Origin of the sequence: Actinoplanes sp. NPDC023714 (assembly GCF_040639855.1) — a bacterium.
Taxonomy (GTDB): Bacteria; Actinomycetota; Actinomycetes; order Mycobacteriales; family Micromonosporaceae; genus Actinoplanes.
Genome location: NZ_JBFAAR010000008.1, coordinates 211,465 through 228,275, shown reverse-complemented (window position 1 = coordinate 228,275; position 16,811 = coordinate 211,465). Strand labels below are relative to the sequence as shown.

The following is a 16,811-nucleotide window of genomic DNA, read 5'->3' as shown; positions in this document are numbered from 1 at the left end:
AGAGCCCGACGGTAAGGCCGGGCTGCGAGGTCTGCGACCGCTCAGCGATCGACGGGCGTGAAATCCCAGACGTGCGGAGTGCGTGCTACCAGGTTCTCCGGCGGAGTCGGCATGCCCTCCGGGGTGTTACGCCATTTGGTGATGACGACGATGCGTTGATCGGTGGACGAATAGACGTCACTCGACACATGTTGTGGCAGCACCTCCAGCGAGGGCACCGCCGTGTCACAGACCCAGCTCAGCAGCTCGTCGAAGCCGCTGCGCGAGGCCCGTACCTCCCACATCCGCGCGATCATGCTCGCTTCCTACCCCGTGACACTGACCTCGGTCAAACTCATCGCCGAGTCGGCCGGGAGGTCGAGACGACTGGGAGCGATCCCGGCCGCGACCAGGTGCGAGCCGAGGGCCGCCACCATCGCGCCGTTGTCGGTGCAGAGCGCCGGCCGCGGCACCCGCACGGCGATCCCGTGCTTCGCCGCCCGCTCCTCGGCCAGCAACCGCAGCCGCGAGTTCGCCGCCACGCCGCCGCCGATCACGAGCGTCTTCACGCCGTTGGTCCGGCAGGCGTCGATCGCCTTCGCGGTCAGCACGTCGCAGACCGCCTCCTGGAAGCTCGCCGAGACATCCGCGACCGGCACCGGCTCACCGGCCCGCTCCCTCGCCTCCACCCAGCGCGCCACCGCCGTCTTGAGACCCGAGAAGGAGAAGTCGAAACGGTGCTCGGCCTGGTCCTTCGGCGCGGTCAGGCCGCGCGGGAACGCGATCTTCCGCGGGTCGCCCTCGCGCGCTGTCCGGTCGATGATCGGGCCGCCCGGGAAGCCCAGGCCGAGCAGCCGGGCCACCTTGTCGAAGGCCTCGCCGGCCGCGTCGTCGATGGTCGCGCCGAGCGGCGTCACGCCGGCCGTCAGGTCGTCGACCAGCAGCAGCGAGGAGTGCCCGCCGGAGACCAGCATCGCGATCGCCGGCTCGGGCAGCGGGCCGTGCTCCAGGGTGTCCACCGCCACGTGCGCGGCCAGGTGGTTGACGCCGTAGATCGGCTTCTCGGCGGCGAGCGCGTAGCCCTTCGCGGCCGCCACGCCGACCAGCAGCGCGCCGGCCAGACCGGGACCGCTGGTCACCGCGATCGCGTCGACGTCGGCGAGGGTCACGCCGGCCTCGTCGAGCGCCCGCTGCATGGTCGGCACCAGCGCTTCGAGGTGGGCGCGGCTCGCCACCTCGGGCACCACGCCGCCGAACCGCGCATGCTGATCCACACTGGACGCCAGCGCGTCGGCGAGCAGGGTGTGCCCGCGCACGATGCCGACACCGGTCTCGTCGCAGGAGGTCTCGATCCCGAGGACCAGGGGTTCGTCACGCATCGCGCATCATCACCAGGGCGTCCGTGTTGCTGGGTTGGTAGTAGCCGCGCCGGATCCCGACCGGCTCGAAGTCGTAGCTCGCGTACAGCCGCTGCGCCGGCGCGTTGTCGACGGCCACCTCGAGCAGCGTCTTGCGCACCCCGCGGGCGGCCGCCTCGGCCAGCAGCGCCTCCAGCAACTGCCGGCCCACCCCGCGCCGCTGGGTGTCCCGCCGCACCGCGATGTTCTGCACCCAGGACTCCTCGGAGTCCACGACGGACAGACCCGCGTAGCCGAGCACCGTCTCGTCCTCGGTCGCCACGAGGTAGTAGTGGCCCTGGGCCAGCTCGTTCCAGAACATCGCGGCCGACCACTTCTCGGCGCCGAAGAGATCCTCCTCGACCGGCAGCACCTGACCGATGTGCCACCAGCGGAACCGCTCGATCAACATCAGGTCAGCACCGGCTTGCGCGCGCCCGGTTCGACGGCGTCGGGCCGGCGCAGATAGAGAGGCGTCAGCACTTCACTCTCCGCCCCGGCACGGATCCTGGTGGCGGCGAGCGCCACCAGGGCGGCGCCGGGTGGATAGAGGAGATGTTCCTCCACGGGTACGCCGAAAAGGTCCCCGTACTTGAGAGCACCCTCCCCCGCCGCCCGGGTCACGCCCTCGACGCCGACGTCGGCGGGTTTCGCCACCTCGGGGCCGCTCACCCGGTCACCGTCCTGATATGTCGCGAAGTACACCTCACGGCGCCGCGCGTCGGTGGCGATCAGCACGCGGCCCGGACCGGCCGCCCGGCCGAGGCCGTCGAGCGAGCACACACCGTACGTCGGGATGCCGAGCGCCTGCCCCATGCTCGCCGCCGTGGCGAGCCCGACCCGCAGGCCGGTGAACGGGCCCGGCCCCAGACCCGCCACGATCGCCGTGAGGTCGCGCGGGCGGTAACCCGCCTCGGCCAGCACCGCGGCGATCTCCGGGGCGAGTTTCTCCCCGTGCGCGCGGGGGTCGACGGTACGGCTTTCCGCGACGCCGAACAGGCCGTCGGCGGTCACCTCGACGAGCGCCGCCGTCGAGGCGGGTGTGGCGGTGTCCAGAGCGAGAACGAGCACACCTGACCTTACCCGGCGGCCCTCGGGTCCCAGTCGATCAGCGGGCGGCCGCCGTCGGCGAGGGCCTTGTTGGCGGCGCTGAACGGGCGGCTGCCGAGGAAGCCCGCCCGGTTGAGCGGGCTCGGGTGCCCGGCCTCGATGACGGCGTGGACCGGGTTCGTGACGAGGGCCGCCTTCTTCTTCGCGTAGCTGCCCCAGAGCAGGAAGACGACCCGCTCGTCACGCGCGTCGAGCGCCCGGATCGTGGCGTCGGTGAACGCCTCCCAGCCCCTGTTGCCGTGCGAGCCGGCCTTGCCCGCCCGGACGGTCAGGACCGCGTTGAGCAGCAGCACGCCCTGTTTCGCCCAGCCGGTCAGGTCACCGCTCACCGGCTTCGGGATGTTGACGTCCTCGGCGAGCTCTTTGAACACGTTCCCGAGCGACGGCGGCTTGCGGACGCCCTCGCGGACGCTGAAGCTCAACCCGTGCGCCTGGCCGGGGCCGTGGTAGGGGTCCTGCCCCAGGATCAGCACTCTGGTCTGCGCCGGCAGGGTCAGCCGGTAGGCCGCGAACAGGTCCTCCACCGGCGGGTAGACGGTCTCGTTCGCATACTCCGCGGCGACGAACTCGCCCAGCTTCGCGGTCGCCTCGGCGTCCAGGAAGGGCGTCAGCTCGGCGCGCCACTCGGCCGGCAGCAGTTCGATCAGGTTCACAGGCTCTCCAGTCGGTGTGCCCAGTCGCCGCCGTGCGGCACCAGGTCGATCACTCGGGTGTCGTCGTCCAGCCGGTCGATGCGGACCTGCAGGTATTCGTCGTTGAGCTGCTCCACCAGGCCGGCGCCCCACTCGACGACGGTCACCGCGTCGTCGGCCGAGGCGTCCAGGTCCAGGTCGTCGATCTCGGCACGGGGGTCGGGCCGCTCCCCCAGCCGGTAGGCGTCGGCGTGCACCAGCGGCAGCGGCCCGCGGTGCACCCGGGCGATCACGAAGGTCGGCGAGGTGATCGCGCCCTGCACGCCGAGGCCGGCGCCGATCCCCTGCACCAGGGCGGTCTTGCCGGCGCCGAGCGGGCCGGTCAGCAGCAGCAGGTCGCCGGCCCGCAGGATGCCGGCCAGGCGCCGGCCGAAGTCCTTGGTGTCGTCGACGGTCCTCAGCTTCACGTGATCTTCTCCAGGAACGGGATCAGTGCGGCGTTGACCTGGTCGGCCTTCTCCAGCATCACCACGTGGCCGCTGTTCTCGATCTTCAGCAGCTCGGCCTGCGGCAGGTGCTTGAGGATCTCCTCGGAGTGGGTGACCGGGGTGAGGTAGTCACGGTCGCCGACCACCACGAGCACCGGCACCCCGCGCAGCGCCGACAGCGCCGGGAAACGGTTGTGCGTGTAGAGCGTGTGCAGGTATTTCGTCAGCGTCTCCACCGACGTCTTCGAGTTCATGCTCTCCACGAACGTGACCAGCGTGGCGCTGGGTTTCGCCTCGCCGAAGCCGTATCGCCGGGTCAGCAGCCAGGCCAGGTCGGACGAGGCGACCCGGGCGCGGTCGATCGTGCCACCGCCGAGTTTCGCCGCGCGGTCCCAGAGCGGGAACCAGGGCGCGCTGGCCCGGGCCACCAGGTTCGTCACGCCGAGTCCGGTCTTGTCGAAGAGGCCGGCCGAGGTGGAGATCAGGACGACGCCGGTCACCCGGTTGCCGAACCACTCCGGGAACTGCTCGGCGAACGCCATGATGGTCATGCCGCCCATCGAGTGGCCCACCAGGATGATGTGGCCGTCCGGGACGGTCTCCTCGAGCACCGCGGCGAGCGAGCGGCCCAGCGCGGCGATGTCGTAGGTGCCCGACTGGAGCTTGCCGGAGCGGCCGTGGCCGGGCTGGTCGTAGAAGACCATCTTGTATTCGCCGCGCTCGGCCAGCTCCTTGCGCTGGAAGTAGAACGTGCCCATGTCGAGCGCGAAGCCGTGCACGAACACGATGGTCGGCTTGCCGGTGGGCTGCTCCGGCTCGACGATCTCGACATGCAGGTCGGTGCCGTCGGCCGCCGTGACGGTGAGCTCCCGGTCGAACGGCTGATCGCCGAACGGCTCGTCGACGTGCGGGTCGCCGGGCGCCTTGACCGAGCGCCGCACCAGGGCCCGCTCCACCGCGAACGCCGTGGCCAGGCCGGCCGCCGCCACACCGACCGCGGCGCCGAATATGCCGGCGGTCTTCGCAGCCCGCTTCACGCCCGGACCTCCCCGCCCTGCGCACCGTGCCGCGCCTCGCCGCCGATGCCGCTCTCGCCGCCTGCGCTGGTCCCGCCGCCGCTCGGGCTGGTCGCGCCGATCTCGCCGCCGGGTCTGGTTTCGCCGCCGTCGGGGCTGGTCTCTCCGTCGTAGATGCGCGGGACCCGGCTGCTGCCGAAGCGGGTGACGATCTCGTAGTTGATGGTGCCGGTGGCGGCGGCCCAGTCGTCGGCGGTCGGCTCGCCGGCGTCGCCCGGGCCGAACAGGATCGCCACGTCGCCGGCCGTGACCGGCTCGTCGCCCACGTCGACCACGAACTGGTCCATGCAGACGCGGCCGGCGATCGGGGCGGTCGTGCCGCCGATCCGCACCGGGGCGGCGTTCGACGCGTGCCGCGGAACCCCGTCGCCGTAGCCCAGCGGCACCACGGCGAGGGTCGTCTCGGCGGAGGTCGTGTAGGTCAGGCCGTAGGAGACGCCCTGACCGGCCGGCACCCGCTTGGCAAGGGCCACCCGGGCCCGGGCCGTCATGGCCGGCCGCAGGCCGAACGTCTCGCCCGCGATCGGCGACAGGCCGTAGGCCGCGATCCCGACCCGGACCATGTCGAAGTGGGTGTCGGGGCGGCTCAGGGTGGCCGCCGAGTTGGCGATGTGCCGGTAGCGCGGGCTGATCCCGAAGCGGCCGGCCAGCTCGAGGCCCTCGTGGAACGCCGCGAGCTGCCGGTCGACCGACTCGTGGCCGGGCTCGTCGGCGCAGGCGAAGTGGCTCCACACCCCGGTGATCTCGAGGTCGCCGCCGGCCTGCGCCTTGGCCGCCGACTCGAGCAGCGCCGGCCACTCGGCCCGGGGCGAGCCGCCGCGGGCCAGGCCGGTGTCGAGCTTCAGGTGGACCCGGGCGACCCGGCCGGCCTGCCGCGCCGCGGCGACCAGCTCGTCGATCAGGTCGGGCGTGGCGGCGCTGAGGTCGACGCCGGCCTCGACCCCGGTGACCAGCGGCAGCCCCGGGCTCAGCAGCCAGGCCAGGACCGGCGCCTCGACACCGGCCCGGCGCAGCGCGAGCGCCTCGTCGAGGGTCGCGACGCCCAGCCACGTGGCCCCGCCGGCGAGCGCCGCCCGGCCGGCCGGGACCAAGCCGTGCCCATAACCATCCGCCTTGACGGCGACCAGCACCTCGGCGGAGGTGCGGGCGCGCAACGCCGCGACGTTGTCCCGGATCGCGTCCAGATCGACGCGGACTTCGGCCTGCCACATACCTCTAACCCTACTGACGGCCTATGACAGTTCCGGTCACCCCAGCAGGTCGAGCAGGACCGGGCGGATCGCGGCGGCGATGTCCGGCGCGGTGACCGGGCCGTCCTTCGCCGCGTGCCGGCCGGCCAGCCCGTGCACGTAGGCGGCGGCCACCGCGGCCCGGACCGCCGGCAGACCGGCCGCCAGCAGCGAGCCGAGCAGGCCGGCCAGCACGTCGCCGCTGCCGGCCGTGGCCAGCGCCGGGCTGCCGGTCGGGTTCGCCCAGATCTCGCCGCCCGGGGTCGCCACGATCGTCCGGTCGCCCTTGAGCAGCACGACCGCGTTGGTCCAGGCCGCCAGGCGGGCCGCCGCGCCGGCCCGGTCGGCGCCCGGCACCTCGCCGGCGAGCCGCTTGAACTCGCCGTCGTGCGGGGTCAGCACGACCGGGGCGTCCCGGCGCAGATCCTCCGAGAACTCGCCGCCGACCAGCAGGGTGATGGCGTCCGCGTCGAGCAGCACCGGCAGCGAGGTGGCGAGGACACTGCGGAGCTCGGTGCGCGCCACGTCGCCGGTTCCCAGGCCACTGCCACAGACCCAGCCCTGTACGCGACCCGTCTGCGCGACCCGGGGCGACACCACGACCGACGGGTGCGCGCGAACCACCTCGGGGTGGGCGCTGCCCGCGTACCGCACCATGCCCGCCGGCCCGGCGAGCGCGCCGGCCGTGGAGAGCAGGGCGGCGCCCGGGTACGAGGCCGAGCCGGTCGCCAGGCCGACCACGCCGCGGGTGTACTTGTCCGAGGCCGGGCCGGGCACCGGCCACCATCCGGCGATGTCGGACGCCTCGGCCACCCGGACCGCCGGGCCGGTGACCAGCGAGGGCCCGAGGCCGATGTCGACGAGCTCGACTGCGCCGCAACGGACCGCGGCCGGGCCGATCAGGTGAGCCGGCTTCAAGCAGCCGAAGGTCACCGTGACGTCCGCGTCGACCGCCTCGCCCGGGACGTCGCCGGTGTCGACCGAGACCCCCGAAGGCGTGTCGACGGCCACCACCACGGGACGGTCACCCGTACGCGATCGCAGTGATCCGAGCCTGCCCACGACGGAGGCCGCGGGCGGACGCAGGCCGCCGCTGCCACCGATACCGACGATGCCGTCGAGCACGAGATCGGCGCGGGAGGGCAACTCGAGCGTGGTGAAACCGCCGGCCGCCCGCAGCGCCGCGAGACCGGCCAGATGCACCCGCTCCGGGGTGAGCAGCAGCGCCCGGACCTGCGCGCCCCGGCGGGCCAGCGAGGCGCCCGCGTAGAGCGCGTCACCACCGTTGTCACCGCTGCCGACCAGGAGCACCACACGAGCGCCGTAGACGCCGCCGGACTCCTCCAGCAGCAGCGCGCACCGGCGGGCCAGGCCGGCCGCGGCGCGCTGCATCAGCGTGCCCTCCGGAAGGGTCGCCATCAGCGACTTCTCGGCCGACCGAACGTCGGCTGTCCGCCATGCCTGCCGCACGCGTTCTCCCCTTCGTTACACCTGCTGCTCACCGGTCTCGGCCACCACCATCGCCGAGGCGATCCCGCCGTCGTGGGACAGCGAGAGATGCCATCGATGGATACCGCGCTCGGCGGCCGCGGCGGCGACCGTACCGGAGACCGTCAACCACGGCCGCCCGTCCGGATCGGTGACGATCTCGCAGTCGTGCCAGCGCAGTCCGGCCGGCGCCCCGAGAGCCTTCGCGACGGCCTCCTTCGCCGCGAACCGGGCGGCCAGCGACTCGGCCGAGCGCGGGTTGCCGGAGCCGGTCAGCCGCTCCGGCTCGGTGAACAGACGGTCCCCCAGCAGCGGCGTTCGCTCCAGGGCGCGGGCGAAGCGGTCCACCAGGACGACGTCGATGCCGACAGACACGATCACACCGGTCACCCTAGCCGTGCCCGCGCCTCCGCCGTCGGACTCCGGTAGCCGGGTCGCCGTTCGCGCGCAAGCCCTGTGGACGGGCGGCCGGATCGGCCGGTCGCCGTTGTCCACAGGGCGGGCCGACGGCCTGTGGACGGGCCTAATTTCGGTGCGTCCCGTTCCGTCGTGCGCTCATGGGAGGCACCCGATGAATTCGTCCGACTCTTTCCAGGCTCCTTTCCAGGCCGACTCCGTCGATTTGACCGGAATAGCCGCGGCCGCCGCCGACACGGCGGATCGGGTGGCGGAGGCAGCCCGCTCAGCGCCGGAGCCCGATCCGGTTCCGCGCTGGGCGACCACGAGCGCCGGCATGCTCGCGGCCGAGGCGGTCCGGCAGCAGTTGGCGCAGCTGGGCCGCGAGGTGACGGAGACGGCGCAGAGAATCCGTGCCTCGGCGGCGGCCTATGAGGAGGCAGACGCGCGAGCCGCGAACCGCTTCCGCCTCGCCCGCCGGCCATGAGCGCTGCCATCTATGCCCGGCTGCGGGTGACCGATCCGGCTCGGTGGCGGGCTGCCGCGCTCGCCTGGCGGCGGTGGGCCGCGATGGCCGGCGCGCTCGGGGCGGAGTTCGGGCCGCTGGTGGCGCGGCTGCGGGCGGCCTGGTCGGGGCCGGCGGTGGCCGCGGCGACGAACCTGATCGCCGGGTTCCGGCGGCGGATCGCGATGTTCCGGGTGCTGTGCTGGCGTGCCGATCAGGCGTTGAGCGAGTTCGCGGCGGCGCTCGCGCGAGCGCGCGAGCTGCTCGGCCGGGCGCGAGGCCGTGCCGGAGGCGCCGGCTTGGTGATCGACGATTCGGGTACGGTGCACGGCCCGTCCCCCGATCTCCCCACGGTCGTGGCCGACCTCTCCGCGGCGCTCGACGTCGCCGCGCGGGCCGACGCCGAAGCCGCCGCCCGCCTCGAATCGATGGCCCGCGCGGCGGATTCGCCGGGCGGATCGGCCTCCTGGAGCGGCGTCGTCTCCGCGGGCGGATCGGCTTCCGGGAGCGGCGCGGGGAGTCTCGGGCGGCCCGGGTGCGCGGACGGGCCGGAGGTGGTCCGGCGGTGGTGGGACGGTCTCTCGCCGGGCGAGCGGAACCGGCTGCTGGTCACCGAACCGGGATGGCTGGCGTCGACCGGCGGCATCCCGGTCGCCGACCGCGACCTGGCGAACCGGCTGCTGCTCGACGATCACCGGGCGCGGGCGGCCGACGGGGCGCGGCGGGGGCTGCGGAACGGGCTGGACGAGTTGAGCGCGCGGCTGGACGACGACGCGGGGCTCCGGCCGTACCTCATCGGTCTTGACGTCTCGGGAGACGGCCGGGCGGTCGTCGCGCTCGGTGACCCGGACCGGGCCCGGCACGTGCTGACCCATGTCCCGGGCATGACCAGTGACCTGGAGTCGCTCGGCGGAGAACTGACCCGGGCCGGGCGGGTGGCGGACCGGGCCGCCGAGGTGAACCCGGCCGAGGCGGCGAGCGCGGTGCTGTGGCTCGACTACGACGCGCCGGACTTCCTGCACGAGGCGTGGTCCGACCGGCAGGCCCGGGAGGGCGGGGAGGGGCTGCGGCGGTTCCAGGAGGAGCTGCGGGCGACCCACGACCGGACGCCGGCGCATCTGACCGTTCTCGGTCACAGCTACGGCTCGGTGGTGGTCGGCGCGGCGGCCGCCGGACCGCTCGCCGCGGACGACGTGGTCTTCGTGGGTTCGCCCGGTGTCGGAGTGGGCTCGGCCGGTGAGCTGACCGTGCCGGCCGGGCGGGTCTGGGCGACGACGTCGGAGAGCGACGTGATCCAGTACGCGGCCGTCTCGCCCCGGAGCCTGCCGCACGATCTGACGGTGGCCGGCATTCCGGTGGCCGGGCCGGTGCTCGCGTTCGGGCGGCCGGAGCGGGAGCTCTGGTTCGGGCCGAATCCGAGCGATCCGGGGTTCGGCGGCCGGGTCTTCGCGAGCCAGGCCGACGCGGGCCACCTCGGCTACTGGGATCCGGGCCGGCCCGCGCTCGACGGCCTGGCCCGGATCGTGACAGGTCAGGAGCCGGCGACCGTGAGATGAGACCGGCGCCGGCCGCATGACGATGGCCGGCGCCGGGATGGGATCAACGCACGCGCGGCCCCGGCGCTGTGACGAGGACGGTCACTCGACCGTGACGGACTTGGCCAGGTTGCGGGGCTGGTCGACGTCGTGGCCGCGGGCCGCGGCGATCTCGCAGGCCAGGATCTGCAGCGGCACCGTGGTCATCAGCGGCGCGAGCAGGGTCGGGGTGTGCGGGACCTCGATCAGGTGGTCGGCGTAGGCGCGGACGCCCTCGTCGCCCTGCTCGGCGATCACGATGGTGCGGGCGCCGCGGGCGCGTACCTCCTGGATGTTGGAGACGACCTTGTCGCGCATCACGCCGCGGCCGGCCGGGGACGGCACCACGCAGACGACCGGGGTGCCGTCGTCGATCAGCGAGATCGGGCCGTGCTTGAGCTCGCCCGCCGCGAAGCCCTCGGCGTGCATGTAGGCGAGCTCCTTCAGCTTGAGCGCGCCCTCCAGGGCCACCGGGAAGCCGACGTGCCGGCCGATGAACAGGATCGTCGAGGCGGTACGCAGGTCGCGGGCCAGCTCCCGGACGTCCTCCATCCCGTCCAGCAGGGTGCGCAGGCTGTCCGGGGTGGCCTGGAGCTTCTCGACCACGGCGGCGACCTCGTCGGCGTACATGACGCCGCGGACCTGGGCCAGGTGCAGGCCGATCAGGTAGCAGGCGACCAGCTGGGTCAGGAACGCCTTGGTGGACGCCACCGCGATCTCCGGGCCGCCGTGGGTGTAGAGCACGGCGTCCGACTCGCGCGGGATGGTGGAGCCGTTGGTGTTGCAGATCGCGAGGACCCGGGCCTTCTGCTCCTTGGCGTGCCGGAGCGCCATCAGGGTGTCCATCGTCTCGCCGGACTGGCTGATCACGATCACCAGCGTGGAGCGGTCGAGGATCGGGTCGCGGTAGCGGAACTCGCTGGCCAGCTCCACCTCGCAGGGGATCCGCACCCAGTGCTCGATGGCGTACTTGGCGACCATGCCGGCGTGGTACGACGTGCCGCACGCCACGATGAACACCTTGTCGACGTCGCGCAGGTCCTGGTCGGTGAGGCGCACCTCGTCCAGGATGATCTCGCCGCGGTCGCTCAGCCGGCCGAGCAGCGTGTCCGCGATGGCCTGCGGCTGCTCGGCGATCTCCTTGAGCATGAAGTACTCGTAGCCACCCTTCTCGGCGGCGGACAGGTCCCAGTCGACGTGGAACTCCTGCCCGGTCGCCGGGGCGCCGTCGAAGTCGGTGATCTCGATGCCGCCCGGCGTGATCAGCACGACCTGGTCCTGGCCCAGCTCGATCGCTTCGCGGGTGTGCTCGATGAACGCGGAGACGTCGCTGGCCAGGAAGTTCTCCCCGTCGCCGCGGCCGACCACGAGCGGCGAGTTGCGCCGGGCCGCGACCACCGCGTCGGGCACCTCGACGTCGACGGCGAGCAGCGTGAACGCGCCCTCCAGCCGGCGGACGGTGCGGCGCATGCCCTCGGCCAGCAGGGCCGGGCCCTCGAAGCCGCCGGCCGCGCGCAGCGCACGGATCTCCGCGGCGAGCAGGTGGGCAGCGCACTCGGTGTCGGTGTCGCTGCGGAACTCGATGCCGTCCGCCTCGAGCTCGGCGCGCAGCCGGGCGAAGTTCTCGATGATGCCGTTGTGGATGACCGCGACCCGGCCGTCGGCGGAGAGGTGGGGGTGGGCGTTGCGGTCGGTCGGACCGCCGTGCGTGGCCCAGCGGGTGTGGCCGATGCCGGTCATCCCGGACGCGATGCCGTCGCCGGTGCGCTCGGCGAGCGCCTTCTCCAGGTTGGCCAGCTTGCCGGCCCGCTTCTCGGTCCGGACCTCGTCGCCGTCGATGACGGCCACGCCCGCGGAGTCATATCCGCGGTACTCCAGGCGGCGGAGCCCATCGAGGACGATGCTCAACGCCGGGCGGCTTCCTACGTAACCCACGATCCCACACATGGCGGGCAGCCTAACCGACTTTCGCTCAAACGTCATGCTCGGGAGGGGCACTTTCGAGCACGACTTATGATCGGAAGTGGGCACCGCAGCGCCGTGTACTGCACAAGCGTGGTTTGCCGGACGAAAGGTGAACAGCCCGTACGGGTGGGTGACACCGCAGGTGCGCCGCTGGCGTACCGTCGGCTACGGCAGCGCCTCACCGGGAGGGAGGCTTCGGCAGCGCCTCACCGGGAGGGAACAGATGACCGATCCGAGTGATCCGAGCGAGCCGCGCCAGCCGCCCCGGCCACCGCAGTTCACTCCCGGCCAGGCCACCCCGCCACCGGACCCCACGGCCCCCTACGCGCCGGGCCCGGATCCGACCTCGCAGTTCCCCCCGGTCGGCTACGAGCCGGTCAACTATGCGCCGCCGGGCTACGCCCCCGAGCCGGGCTACGCGCCCGACTACAGCCAGGGGGGCTATCCGCCTCAGCAACCTTCTCCGTACGCGGCAGGCCCGCCACCCCGGAAGAGCAAGGCGCCGCTGATCGCACTGATCGTGGCGATCTCGCTGCTGCTCTGCGGCGGCGTGGTCACCTCCGGCGTGCTGATCGTCCGCAGCATCACCGACAAGGCGCAGGAGGCGGTCGCCCCGATCGTCGACCCGACGCTGCCGGACGCGCCGTGGCCGACCGACATCCCCGGCCTGCCGACCGACCTGCCGACGCTGCCGCCCGACCTGCCGGGCCTGCCCGGGGCCGACCAGAACCGGGAGATCTCGGTGACCTACGAGGTCACCGGGGACGGCCCGGCCGAGATCCTCTACGCCGAACAGCTCGGGACCGCGCCCAAGGTGGTGAGCGGCGTGAAACTGCCGTGGAAGGTCACCACCACGATGAAGGGCGTCGCGCTCGTCTCGGTCTCCGCGCAGCGCACCGACGCCGCCTCCGGCGACATCACCTGCCGGGCCACCGTCGACGGCAAGGAGGTCGCGAAACAGACCGGATCGGGACCGTACGCCTCGACGACCTGCAACCAGCTCGTCTTCGACTAGGAGCCCAGTGGATCCCCTCGTCTCACGGATGCGGCCGTTCGGCACGACGATCTTCACCGAGATGTCCGCGCTCGCGGCCCGTACCGGCGCCGTGAACCTCGGGCAGGGCTTCCCGGACACCGACGGTCCGCCGGAGATGCTCGCGGCGGCCGCCGAGGCGCTGGCGAACGGCGCGAACCAATACCCTCCGCTGGCCGGCATCCCGGCGCTGCGGCACGCGATCACCGCGCACGAGCAGCGCTTCTGGGGTCTCACCCGGGATCCGGACACCGAGGTGGCGGTGACGGCCGGCGCCACCGAGGCGATCGCCGCCGCGATCCTGGCCCTCTGCGAGCCGGGCGACGAGGTGGTCTGCTTCGAGCCGTACTACGACAGCTACGCCGCCTCGATCACGCTGGCCGGCGCGGTGCGACGCCCGGTCACGCTGCGCCCCGGACCATCCGGACGATACGAGTTCGACGAGCAGGAGCTGAGAGCGGCTTTCGGTACGCGGACCCGTCTCGTGCTGCTCAACTCCCCGCACAATCCGACCGGCAAGGTCTTCACCTCGGAGGAACTGCACCTCGTCGCGGAGCTGTGCCGGGAGCACGACGTCTACGCCGTCACCGACGAGGTCTACGAGCATCTCGTGTTCGGCGGCGAGCACGTGCCGCTCGCCGGTCTGCCCGGGATGCGCGAGCGGACGCTGCGGATCTCCTCGGCCGGCAAGACGTTCTCCTGCACCGGCTGGAAGGTCGGGTGGGCCACCGGCCCGGCGTCGCTGGTCTCCGCGGTGCTGCGGGTCAAGCAGTTCCTGACGTTCGTGAACGCCGGCCCCCTGCAGCCGGCCGTGGCGGTCGCGCTGGGGCTGCCCGACTCGTACTTCACCGGGTTCGCGGCGAGCATGAGGGAGCGCCGGGACCGTCTCGTGGCCGGCCTCACCGACGCGGGCCTGGCCGTCCTGCCCTCCGAGGGCACCTATTTCGTGACCGCCGACATCCGGCCGCTGGGTGGCGTCGACGGCATCGAGTTCTGCCGGGAGCTGCCGTCCCGCAGCGGCGTCGTGGCCGTGCCCACCCAGGTCTTCTACGACCACGAGGAGGCCGGCCGGCACCTGATCCGGTTCGCCTTCTGCAAGCGGCTCGAGGTCATCGACGAGGCGGTCGCCCGGCTCAAGAGACCCTGATTCCGCAGATGGCAAAGGGCCGGCTTCCGCAGCCGGCCCTTTCGCGTCGTCCGAGGCGCTGTTCGAGGCGTCGCCCGAGGCGTCACCGTCGCCCGAGGCTAGGCCGGGCTGGCGGCCCGGACCTCGTCGGCGATCCGCTCGGCCACGCTGCGCGCCTTCTCCTCGCTACCGGCCTCGACCATCACCCGGACCAGCGGCTCGGTGCCGGACGGGCGCAGCAGCACCCGGCCGGTCTCGCCCAGCTCGTTCTCGGCGAGCGCGACCGCGGCCTGCACGGTCGGCGCCGACGCTCCGGCGTCCCGGTCGCCGACCCGTACGTTGATCAGCACCTGGGGCAGCTTGTGCACCACGGAGGCCAGGTCGGCGAGCGACTTGCCGGTCGCCGCGATCTGAGCCATCAGGTGCAGGCCGGTCAGCACGCCGTCGCCGGTCGTGGCGAACGCCGGCATCACGATGTGCCCGCTCTGCTCGCCGCCGAGCGCGAGGGCGCCGTTCTGCAGCTCCTCCAGCACGTACCGGTCGCCGACCTTGGTCTCCAGCAGCGTGATGCCGGACTGCTTCATCGCGATCCGCAGGCCGAGGTTGCTCATCACGGTGGCGACCAGGGTGTCGTCGGTGAGCGTGCCGGCGTCGCGCATGGCCAGCGCCAGGATCGCCATGATCTGGTCGCCGTCGACGACCTCGCCGGTCGCGGTGACCGCGAGGCACCGGTCGGCGTCGCCGTCGTGGGCTAGGCCCAGGTCGGCGCCCTCGCGCAGCACGGCGTCGCGGACCTTGTCGAGGTGCGTGGAACCGCACTCGTCGTTGATGTTGAGGCCGTCCGGCTCGGCGTGGATCGCGATGACCTCGGCGCCCGCCTCGCGGTAGGCGATCGGGGCGACCTCGCTCGCCGCGCCGTTCGCGCAGTCCACCACGACCTTGATCCCGGCGAGCGGCTGCGACAGCGAGCCGACCAGGTGCTTGATGTAGTGCTCGGCGCCGTCCAGCAGGTCGTGCACCCGGCCGATGCCGGCGCCGGTGGGCCGGCCGACCTGGCCGTGCCCGTCCGCGACGGCCTGCTCGATGCGCTCCTCGAGCTCGTCCGGCAGCTTCGTGCCGCCGGCGGCGAAGAGCTTGATGCCGTTGTCCGGCATGGGGTTGTGCGACGCCGAGAGCATCACGCCGAGGTCGGCGTTCGTCTCCGCCACCAGGTACGCGACAGCGGGCGTGGGCAGCACACCGACCCGGACCACGGTGGCGCCGGCGCTGGTCAGGCCCGCCACGACGGCGGCCTCCAGCATCTCGCCGCTCGCGCGCGGGTCGCGCCCGACTATCGCCACCGGCTGGTGGCTGCCGTCGGTCTCGACCAGTACCCGGGCGGCCGCGACGGCGACCGAGAGGGCAAGTTCGGGGGTGAGCAGATCGCCGTTCGCAAGTCCGCGAACGCCGTCGGTGCCGAAGAGTCGCCCCATGGCGGCTTCCTTTCGCCGGTGACACGTGCAGAACAGCCTGCCGCAGAGCGCGGCCGTTCTCCGATCACCGGAACGGCTGGTTGGGGAGGGAGGTGAAACGCAACGACGGCCGAGCACGCCCCCAGGAGCAGGGGTGCACTCGACCGTCGGTCAGAAGCGGCGCAAAAATCAGCGCTTCGAGTACTGCGGAGCCTTACGGGCCTTCTTGAGACCGTACTTCTTGCTCTCCTTGACCCGGGCGTCACGGGTCAGGAAGCCGGCCTTCTTGAGCGCGGGCCGGTCGTCCGGCTCGAGCGCGATGAGGGCGCGGGCGATCGCGAGACGCAGCGCACCGGCCTGGCCGGTGATGCCGCCGCCACGCAGGTTCGCGATGACGTCGAACTGCTCGGCGCGCTCGGTGGTGACGAGCGGCTCACGGATGAGCTGCTGGTTCACCTTGCTCGGGAAGTAGTTCTCGAGGTCACGGCCGTTGCAGGTGATCTTGCCGCTGCCGGGGATGATGCGCACCCGGACGATGGCCTCCTTGCGGCGGCCGACGGTCTGGACGGGACGGTCACCGGGACGCGGAGCGCGGACCGGGGCCGGCGCGGGGGTCTCGACGACGACGACCGCCTCAGCGGCGGGCTCCTCGACGGCCTCGACCGTCTCGACCGTCTCGACGGTCTCCGGCTCGGTGATGTCGGTCATGCTGCTGCCTTCTCCCGCGCTCACTGCGCGATCTGCTTGATCTCGAACGGCTGGGGCTGCTGGGCGGCGTGCGGGTGCTCGGCGCCCGGGTACACCTTCAGCTTCTTGATGATCTGCCGCGCGAGCTTGTTGTGCGGGAGCATGCCCTTGACGGCCAGCTCGATCGCCTTCTCGGGGCGCTTGGTGAGCAGCTCCTCGTAGCCGACCTGCTTCAGACCACCCGGGTAGCCGGAGTGGCGGTAGGCGACCTTGGTCTGCCGCTTGTTGCCGGTCAGGGCGACCTTGCCGGCGTTGATGATCACCACGAAGTCGCCGGTGTCGACGTGCGGGGCGAACGTGGGCTTGTGCTTGCCGCGAAGAAGGTTCGCGGTGTGGGTGGCCAGGCGACCCAGAACGACGTCAGAAGCGTCGATAATGTGCCACTGACGCTCGATCTCACCCGGCTTCGGGCTGTACGTACGCACAGAATTACCTTGTCTCGTCGTCGGTCTGGGGGCGCGCGCTGGTCACATCAGCCGATGCGTCAAGCGACCCCGCAGAGGGACCACTCGCAACAGTCGCACAACAGCAGGCAACAATACCCGGATGCGCGTCGAGTGGTCAAAACAGGCTGTGATCAGGGCGCCGTTGTCAAGGCACGGGTGAACCGGCGAG

17 protein-coding genes and 1 pseudogene are annotated in these 16,811 nt (G+C 72.5%); 4 read left to right on the top strand and 14 right to left on the bottom strand.

The window, feature by feature from the left end; translation table 11 throughout:
* Positions 1-41: 41 nt before the first annotated feature.
* The 10 genes and pseudogenes from AB0G10_RS31120 to AB0G10_RS31075 all read right to left on the bottom strand — a co-directional run bounded on the left by AB0G10_RS31120 (position 42) and on the right by AB0G10_RS31075 (position 7,780).
* Entirely contained in the window at positions 42-296 is a 255-nt protein-coding gene (locus AB0G10_RS31120) for a hypothetical protein (RefSeq protein WP_360929586.1), read from the bottom strand.
* Between the two features lie 9 nt (positions 297-305).
* Entirely contained in the window at positions 306-1,358 is a 1,053-nt protein-coding gene (tsaD, locus tag AB0G10_RS31115; protein ID WP_360929583.1) for a tRNA (adenosine(37)-N6)-threonylcarbamoyltransferase complex transferase subunit TsaD, read from the bottom strand.
* Entirely contained in the window at positions 1,351-1,788 is a 438-nt protein-coding gene (rimI, locus tag AB0G10_RS31110; protein ID WP_360929580.1) for a ribosomal protein S18-alanine N-acetyltransferase, read from the bottom strand. The genes tsaD and rimI overlap by 8 nt, the downstream gene beginning before the upstream one ends.
* Complete coding sequence (gene tsaB / locus AB0G10_RS31105) at positions 1,788-2,447, bottom strand: tRNA (adenosine(37)-N6)-threonylcarbamoyltransferase complex dimerization subunit type 1 TsaB (protein ID WP_360929577.1); 660 nt, start codon at positions 2,445-2,447, stop codon at positions 1,788-1,790. Before tsaB ends, rimI begins: the two co-directional genes overlap by 1 nt.
* An 8-nt stretch (positions 2,448-2,455) precedes the next feature.
* Positions 2,456-3,139, bottom strand: a complete 684-nt coding sequence (gene ung, locus AB0G10_RS31100; RefSeq protein WP_360929575.1) for a uracil-DNA glycosylase — start codon at positions 3,137-3,139, stop codon at positions 2,456-2,458.
* Positions 3,136-3,585, bottom strand: coding sequence for a tRNA (adenosine(37)-N6)-threonylcarbamoyltransferase complex ATPase subunit type 1 TsaE (gene tsaE, locus AB0G10_RS31095; RefSeq protein WP_360929572.1), 450 nt, complete (start codon positions 3,583-3,585; stop codon positions 3,136-3,138). Before tsaE ends, ung begins: the two co-directional genes overlap by 4 nt.
* Positions 3,582-4,643: an alpha/beta hydrolase gene (locus AB0G10_RS31090; RefSeq protein ID WP_360929569.1), complete on the bottom strand. Its 1,062-nt coding sequence runs from the start codon at positions 4,641-4,643 to the stop codon at positions 3,582-3,584. Before AB0G10_RS31090 ends, tsaE begins: the two co-directional genes overlap by 4 nt.
* A 140-nt stretch (positions 4,644-4,783) precedes the next feature.
* Positions 4,784-5,893 (bottom strand): annotated as a pseudogene (gene alr, locus AB0G10_RS31085) (alanine racemase); the annotation flags it as partial.
* Between the two features lie 36 nt (positions 5,894-5,929).
* The gene (locus AB0G10_RS31080; RefSeq protein ID WP_360929566.1) at positions 5,930-7,381 is read right to left on the bottom strand and encodes an NAD(P)H-hydrate dehydratase; all 1,452 of its coding nucleotides are present in this window, start codon (positions 7,379-7,381) and stop codon (positions 5,930-5,932) included.
* 15 nt (positions 7,382-7,396) lie between these two features.
* On the bottom strand, positions 7,397-7,780 hold the full coding sequence (locus AB0G10_RS31075) for a holo-ACP synthase (protein WP_360929564.1): 384 nt from the start codon (positions 7,778-7,780) through the stop codon (positions 7,397-7,399).
* 190 nt (positions 7,781-7,970) lie between these two features.
* Here AB0G10_RS31075 and AB0G10_RS31070 point away from each other — a divergent pair, with 190 nt between their 5' ends.
* On the top strand, positions 7,971-8,282 hold the full coding sequence (locus AB0G10_RS31070) for a hypothetical protein (protein ID WP_360929561.1): 312 nt from the start codon (positions 7,971-7,973) through the stop codon (positions 8,280-8,282).
* Positions 8,279-9,856 carry an alpha/beta hydrolase gene (locus AB0G10_RS31065; protein WP_360929559.1) on the top strand — a complete coding sequence of 526 codons (1,578 nt, stop codon included), beginning with the start codon at positions 8,279-8,281 and terminating at the stop codon, positions 9,854-9,856. Before AB0G10_RS31070 ends, AB0G10_RS31065 begins: the two co-directional genes overlap by 4 nt.
* Before the next feature lie 81 nt (positions 9,857-9,937).
* Here AB0G10_RS31065 and glmS read toward each other — a convergent pair whose 3' ends face one another.
* On the bottom strand, positions 9,938-11,821 hold the full coding sequence (glmS, locus tag AB0G10_RS31060) for a glutamine--fructose-6-phosphate transaminase (isomerizing) (protein WP_360929556.1): 1,884 nt from the start codon (positions 11,819-11,821) through the stop codon (positions 9,938-9,940).
* A 241-nt stretch (positions 11,822-12,062) separates the two neighbouring features.
* Between glmS and AB0G10_RS31055 the strand changes: the two genes are divergently transcribed.
* A complete protein-coding gene (locus AB0G10_RS31055) occupies positions 12,063-12,854 on the top strand; it encodes an MmpS family transport accessory protein (RefSeq protein ID WP_360929553.1) in 792 nt (263 codons plus the stop codon).
* 7 nt (positions 12,855-12,861) lie between these two features.
* Complete coding sequence (locus AB0G10_RS31050; protein WP_360929550.1) at positions 12,862-14,019, top strand: pyridoxal phosphate-dependent aminotransferase; 1,158 nt, start codon at positions 12,862-12,864, stop codon at positions 14,017-14,019.
* A 98-nt stretch (positions 14,020-14,117) separates the two neighbouring features.
* On the opposite strand, the gene glmM is transcribed toward AB0G10_RS31050, so the two are convergent.
* From glmM to rplM, 3 genes are all read right to left on the bottom strand, one after another.
* Complete coding sequence (glmM, locus tag AB0G10_RS31045) at positions 14,118-15,470, bottom strand: phosphoglucosamine mutase (protein WP_360929549.1); 1,353 nt, start codon at positions 15,468-15,470, stop codon at positions 14,118-14,120.
* A gap of 168 nt (positions 15,471-15,638) precedes the next feature.
* On the bottom strand, positions 15,639-16,157 hold the full coding sequence (gene rpsI / locus AB0G10_RS31040) for a 30S ribosomal protein S9 (RefSeq protein WP_360929546.1): 519 nt from the start codon (positions 16,155-16,157) through the stop codon (positions 15,639-15,641).
* Between the two features lie 20 nt (positions 16,158-16,177).
* On the bottom strand, positions 16,178-16,621 hold the full coding sequence (gene rplM / locus AB0G10_RS31035; protein ID WP_014440773.1) for a 50S ribosomal protein L13: 444 nt from the start codon (positions 16,619-16,621) through the stop codon (positions 16,178-16,180).
* Positions 16,622-16,811: the final 190 nt, after the last annotated feature.